A 6651-nucleotide genomic window follows, 5' to 3' on the forward strand; every position below is an offset into this window, starting at 1 on the left:
GCGAAATAAAGTACCAGAAGGAAAAAATGCTTGACAGCCTTTACAGGTTTACAGTATAATAGCATCATGTTAATCCTTTAATGAGATAAAGAAGTGAAAAGGGGCGTTTGCATATGAAATGGAAGAAACTCTTAGCAATCGGGATGACCGCTGTGATGACGGCGGCATTTGTCAGCGGCTGCGGCAGCAATAATGCCAAAGATGCCGGCGGCTCGTCCTCCGCGGGCAAGAAAATCGTTGTCGGCCTTGATGACAACTTCCCGCCGATGGGCTTCAAGGATGAGAACAATGAGATCGTCGGTTTTGATATCGACCTGGCCAAAGAGGCGACGAAACGCCTGGGCCGCGAGGTCGAGTTCAAGGCGATCGACTGGTCGAGCAAGGAGGCTGAGCTCAAGAGCGGTCGTGTCGATGTCCTCTGGAACGGTCTCGACATCACGGAGAAGCGCAAGGAGAACATGCTGTTCTCGGATCCGTATATGGATAACCGCCAGATCATCTTCGTCAAGAAGGGCACGACGGGCATCACGGATGAGAAGAGCTTGGCTGGCAAGGTCGTAGGCACGCAGAGTGCGGGCACGGCGGAAGAGTATATGGATAAATCGGATTTCTTCAAGAAGAATGTCAAAGAGGTCAAGAAGTATTCCGACTATGTCTCGGCCTTCATGGATCTGGAAAATGGTCGCATCGATGCTGTGGTCGGAGACGAGATCACGGGCCGCTATTATATGAGCAAGCATGCTGACAGCCTTGAGGCTATCGATTCGCCGGTCGGTGAGATCAGCACGTTCGGCATCGGCTTCGCCAAGGATAACCAGCAGCTGCGTGACGAAGTACAGAAGGTTCTCGACGAGATGAAGGCCGATGGTACGATGGCCAAGATCTCCGAGAAATGGTTCGGCAAGGACATCACGAAAAAATAAACAGGAACAGTTTTGAGGCAGGCCCTTCGGCCTGTCTCTTTGCTTTACAGGGTGACAGCTTTCGTGTATAATATAGCGTATTAACACTTTGCTACACTAAAGGAGACGCTTGCATGGATAAGCTGTTCGATACTTTCCTGCTCATGCTCGAAGGTTCAGAGATTACGCTGGAAATTTTCTTCATCACATTGATCATTGCCTTGCCGCTCGGTATGCTGGCGGCTTTGGGACGGCTCTCAAGCCTCAGGCTGCTCAGCCGTTTCATCGAATTCTACATCTGGATCATGCGCGGCACGCCTTTGATGCTGCAGCTGCTGTTTGTCTATTTCGCCCTGCCGATGGTCGGCGTACGCCTGCCGGATATCGCGGCGGCACTCCTGGCATTCACCCTCAACTATGCCGCGTACTTTGCTGAGATCTTCCGTGCGGGCATCCAGTCGGTGCCGAAGGGGCAGTATGAGGCAGCCCGCACGCTGGGCATGAGCTATCCGCAGACGATGCGGCGCATCATCCTGCCACAGGTTTTCCGCATGGTATTGCCGCCGGTCAGCAACGAGACCATCAATCTCGTCAAGGATACGTCGCTGGTGTATATCCTGGCCATGAATGATCTGCTGCGCGTAGCGCGCACGATCGTGCAGCGTGAGTTCGATATGACGCCGTTCTTGATCGCAGCGGTTTTCTATCTGGCGATGACGTTTGTTCTGACTTGGGGCTTCAAGAGACTGGAGGCATATTATGGCAAATATGACAGATAAGCAGGAAGTCATGCTGCGCATGCATGACATCCATAAGGCCTTTGGCGATAATGAAGTGCTCAAGGGCATCGACATTGAAGTACGCCGCGGCGAAGTGCTTGCCATCATTGGCCCGTCTGGCTCAGGCAAGAGCACGCTTTTGCGCTGCATCAACAAGCTCGAGACGATTGACAGCGGCTCGATCGAGATCAAGGGCGAGTTCCTCGCCGTCACTGATGGCGATGGCAAAGCCGAGTATGTGGAGACGAAGAAAGAGCGTCAGCTGCTGGCGAGCACGGGCATGGTGTTCCAGCAGTTTAATCTGTTCCCGCATATGACGGTCATGGAGAATCTCCTTGAGGCGCCGATGCAGGTCAAGGGCCTCAAGCGTGAGGAGGTTGAGCCGTATGCCCGCCAGCTGCTGGCCAAGGTCGGCCTGTCGGACCGGGCTGATTACTATCCATCGCAGCTGTCGGGCGGTCAGCAGCAGCGTGTGGCCATTGCGCGTGCGCTCTGCATGAAGCCGGATATCATGCTGTTTGATGAGCCGACTTCGGCTCTCGACCCGGAGCTTACCGGTGAGGTGCTCAAGACGATGCGTGAACTGGCAGAGGAGCATATGACGATGGTAGTCGTCACCCATGAGATGGCCTTTGCCCGTGAGGCTGCCAGTCAGGTCATTTTCATGGCTGATGGCAATATCGTCGAGCAGGGCGAGCCAGAAACCTTTTTCAGCCAGCCGCGCGAGGAGCGCACGCAGGCATTTCTGCAGAATATGCTTTGATTGGGCAGCAATCGTCAGAGAACTGTGGGGGACCGCAGTTCTTTTTTTATGGAATTTCTAATCCAATCGCCACGCAAGTCTTAGGATTCTCTTGCCAAGCCGTAGTACGATAGATAGGTAGATACTGGCAGTCTGCTGTTTTTCGTACATAAGTTTCTTGATTTTTGTCAAGAGAAATACGATAATGAAGTATATGTGCCTGGATGGGAGGAGCCTATGGATATGAGACGAATGCTTATTCGTTTGTGTTTTATTGCATTATATATGATGGTATTTGCGCTGCCGGCTGCGGCGGCCGATTCGGATTTTGGCCAGCGGGTGAATGGGCTGGCTGAGGTAAAGGCCGTGCGGGTCAGCACCGATTCGGACCGGACGCGCATCGTGGTCGATGCGGACAAAGCCGTCAGTGTCAAGAAGATGGTCCTTTCCAATCCGGATCGCGTGGTGGTGGATATCCCCAAGGCCTGGCTTTCGCCGAAGGTAAAGAAGGATAACAGCATCGGCAGCCGCTTTGTCGGCAAGGTACGCTTGGCCCAGTTCGATAAGCAGACGGTACGCATCGTAGTCGAGACCAAGGTGGGGAAGAACAATTACAAGGTGTTCACCCTCAAGGGGGGGACAGTGCCCGGACGGGTGGTCATGGATTTTGGCAATCTGAGCCCGGATTCCTCGCAGGCGAAGATCGACCTGCCGGAAACGACGAAGCCGAAACCGCAGCCAGCGGAACAGCCGGCCAAGCCTGCTCCTGAAGTGAAACCGGCACCGCAGCCGAAGGAAGAGGAGAAAGCCCCGGAAGAGCCGGCTGAGGACAAAGACGATGAACTGGCGGGCATCACGGGGCTCAAGGGACGCAAGATCACCATCGATCCTGGCCATGGTGGCAGTGACTCGGGGGCTATCGGCCCGACGGGGGTCATGGAGAAGAGCGTGACCCTGCGCGTGGCCCAGGAGCTCAAGCGGCTGCTCGTAGCGGAGGGGGCAACGGTCTATATGACGCGTGACCGCGATACGGAAGTATCACCGAAAGGCTCTAAGGCTACGGATATCGAGGAGCTGCAGGCGCGCTGCGATATACCGAACAAGAACGGCTCGGATATCTTCGTGTCCATCCATATGGACTCGTTCTCGAATGGTGCTGCCAAGGGAACAACGGGGTATTATTACTCGCTGGGTTCGAAGCGTTCCCGTGAGCTGGCCGATAAGATCCGGTCGGGGGTCATCGATCAGATCGGTACCCAGAGCCGTGGCACGCAGAGCTGCAATTTCTATGTCGTGAAGCATACGGACATGCCGGCAACACTCGTTGAGGTGGCCTTCATCTCTAACAAGAGCGAAGAGCAGCTGATGAACAGTGAAGAGGGCATCAAGAAGGCAGCGCAGGGAATCGCCGATGGCATTGCGGACTTTTTCGGCTGAGAATGCAGCGGATATTCATTGGTTGACAGTAGGGAAAGAGAGGATTTGACTTTATATAATGGAAGAGAAAACGGAAATCGAGCAGAATAACGAGACGCTGGAAGAAATGGTGAAGGCGGATATGGAAGAGCGCCGCAAGGCTCTGTTCCGCCACAAGCTGCCGGCCAAGCTGGAGCTTTTGCCGATGCTCGAAGCTATGACGAAGGCAGAGCTGGACGACATCCGCTACAATCTCAACGTGACGGGCGTGAGTTCGCTGAAGAAAGCGGAGCTTGCCGAGCGGCTTTCAGGTGAGATCCTGAATTTTGCCCAGCGCTGGTTCCCCTCGATCCTGGAGGAGGAGTATGAATGTTTCCAGCATCTTATCGCGCATGACGGCATGACGACGGAATTCAATGCGGACGATGTGCGGCTGGATTATCTGCGCGGGCTGGGGCTTGTTTCCTGCGGTAAACAGGAGGACAAACTGGCTTGGTACATGCCGAAAGAAGTGCAGGCTGAATTCAAGAAGATTGATTCGGGGGCGTTCCGCAGCCTGGCTGAACTCAATACAGAAGTCACGCGTCTGGCTTCGGGCTGCTTGTTCTACTATGGCTATCTGAACTACGACCAGCTCTATGCCCAGGTTTCGGCGTATCTGGAGGAGGCACAGTGCGAGCAGCTGTCGTTCATGGACTTTGTCGGTGTCATGCTCAATGCTTCGTGCTGGCAGAATACGCTCGTGGCACTGCCGCAGGGCGCCAAATACTACACGCTGATCGATGAGAACAAGCTCGAAGACGAGCAGCGCAAGCATGGCAGCCTGCCGTTTGCCACGCTGAGCTACAGCCAGGTCTATGATGCTGGTACGGAAAGCTATATCGATGCGACCATCGCGTATAAGGATCTGGCGCAGTTCTTCATGCGCGAGCATGGCTGTGATGTGCTCAAGGCGGCCGATATTGTCGGCGAGATCCTCATCCTGCTGCAGAACGGCGGCAATATGGAAGAAGCTGTGGACTATCTGACGGAGCTGGGATTCATGAAGGATGACCGCAAGGCCGAAGCCATCGTGCCGCTCTTGATCGCCTATAACAATTCGACGCATCTCTGGCCGCTCAAGGGCCATACGCCGGAACAGCTCATGGCAGCTGCCGGACAGGGCAAGATCATCCCCTTCGAGGAGGTCCGCCGCCGCAAGGTCGGGCGCAATGAGCCATGTCCTTGTGGCAGTGGCAAGAAGTACAAGAATTGCTGCCTGCATAAGGATGAGAATTAATGAAAAAGACTATTGGCTATAAACAAAAAGCACGGCAGTTCTTTGCCGTGCTGCTGCCAATCTTCATCACCCAGCTGTCGCTTATGGCAACTGGGTTTTTCAATACGGTCATGGCTGGGCACATCAGCCAGCAGGATTTGGCAGGTGTTGCTGTGGGCGTCAATCTGTTCCTGCCATTTTTCGGAGCGTTTCTCGGAATCATTTCGGGATTGACGCCGACCATTTCGCAGCTCTATGGAGCGGGCAAGCGGGAGAAGATTGGCTTTATCGTAAAACAGGGGTTTTATTGGGCACTGACACTTGCGGTGTTATTTATTGGCGCAGGCTGGCTCTTGGTGCCGTATATCTTGCCGCTGCTGGCGTTGGAGCCGCGGGTGGAATACATCACGCAGCATTATCTGATGGCGGTATCGGCAGGCATTGTACCGATTTTCCTGGCGGCGGTGTTGCGCAACTTCATCGATGCCCATGGGCGCACGCGGCTTACGATGCTTATCACGATGACGACAGTGCCCGTGAATATCGCGCTCAACTATGTATTCATGTACGGTCATTTTGGTCTGCCAGCCTTTGGTGGCATTGGCGCGGGCGTCGGCTCCGCTATTGCCTTTACGCTGAACCTGCTGCTGAATGTCCTGGCGGTCACGCACTGCGAGCCCTTCCAAAGCTATCATGTCTTCCGTTCATTGCCACGGCCGGACTTTGCCGAGTGGCGCAAGCAGCTCGGTGTGGGCATACCGATTGGCAGCACCATGTTCTGTGAGCAGAGCATCTTTGGTGCGGTGGGCCTATTTATGACGGCCTATGGCACGGTCATCGTTGCCGCTCATCAGGCAGCAATGAATTTCACGACTATCGTCTACATGATTCCGCTGGCAGTCAGCATGACGCTGACGATTCTCGTTGGCTATGAGGTCGGGGCTAAGCGCTACGCAGATGCACAGCAGTATATCCGCCTGAGCCGCGTGCTGACAATGCTTTTTGTCGGGACGCTGGCCCTTATCCTGACACAGTTCAAAAGCGAAATTGCATCGCTTTACACATCGAGTGCCGAGGTGCAGCCCATCCTGGCTGGCTTCCTTGTCTATGCGGTATTCATGCAGGTTTCAGACAGTATCAATGCACCGCTGCAGGGGGCCTTGCGCGGCTATAAGGATGTGCATGTGACGTTTTTGCTTGCGGTGCTCTCCTTTTGGGTTATCGGCCTGCCGCTGGGCTGGGGGCTGGCCAACTATACGTCCTGGGGTCCTTATGGTTATTGGCTGGGACTGATTGGAGGTATCCTTGCCGGGGCAGTACTATTGATTGTGAGACTGCGGCAGGTACAGGCAAGATTTAAAGCATAAAATTGCAGTTTGACTGTCCGTGCGTGGTTAAAATAAACTCGTTACAGCTCAGCTTGGGTGGGGGCGGGTGCACTTTTTCTCCGCTCCCGCTAAATGACCCGCGCGGTTGCTTTAGTACGTACTTAGATACATGTGCCGGGCAGGCCGGCGGCACGCCAATACATCGAATCGTTCTAGGAAGTACGTA

General features: G+C 54.4%; 6 protein-coding genes. All 6 read left to right on the forward strand.

Translation table 11 applies throughout. From position 1 onward, the window contains the following. Positions 1-113: 113 nt before the first annotated feature. The 6 genes from FZ041_RS09920 (at position 114) to FZ041_RS09945 (ending at position 6464) form a co-directional block, all read left to right on the forward strand. Complete coding sequence (locus FZ041_RS09920; protein WP_075442403.1) at positions 114-923, forward strand: amino acid ABC transporter substrate-binding protein; 810 nt, start codon at positions 114-116, stop codon at positions 921-923. A 113-nt stretch (positions 924-1036) separates the two neighbouring features. Beyond that, positions 1037-1681 (forward strand): amino acid ABC transporter permease, encoded by a 645-nt coding sequence (locus tag FZ041_RS09925; RefSeq protein ID WP_075442404.1) that lies wholly within the window; start codon positions 1037-1039, stop codon positions 1679-1681. Further along, positions 1662-2444: an amino acid ABC transporter ATP-binding protein gene (locus FZ041_RS09930; protein ID WP_149189438.1), complete on the forward strand. Its 783-nt coding sequence runs from the start codon at positions 1662-1664 to the stop codon at positions 2442-2444. The genes FZ041_RS09925 and FZ041_RS09930 overlap by 20 nt, the downstream gene beginning before the upstream one ends. Positions 2445-2666: 222 nt before the next feature. Then, the gene (locus FZ041_RS09935) at positions 2667-3860 is read left to right on the forward strand and encodes an N-acetylmuramoyl-L-alanine amidase (RefSeq protein ID WP_149189447.1); all 1194 of its coding nucleotides are present in this window, start codon (positions 2667-2669) and stop codon (positions 3858-3860) included. A 58-nt stretch (positions 3861-3918) separates the two neighbouring features. After that, the gene (locus tag FZ041_RS09940; protein ID WP_149189439.1) at positions 3919-5118 is read left to right on the forward strand and encodes a YecA family protein; all 1200 of its coding nucleotides are present in this window, start codon (positions 3919-3921) and stop codon (positions 5116-5118) included. Beyond that, on the forward strand, positions 5118-6464 hold the full coding sequence (locus tag FZ041_RS09945; protein WP_149189440.1) for an MATE family efflux transporter: 1347 nt from the start codon (positions 5118-5120) through the stop codon (positions 6462-6464). The genes FZ041_RS09940 and FZ041_RS09945 overlap by 1 nt, the downstream gene beginning before the upstream one ends. The last annotated feature ends 187 nt before the right edge of the window (positions 6465-6651 follow it).

Source organism: Pseudoselenomonas caprae (genome assembly GCF_008271345.1).
GTDB classification, from domain to species: domain Bacteria; phylum Bacillota; class Negativicutes; order Selenomonadales; family Selenomonadaceae; genus Selenomonas_A; species Selenomonas_A caprae.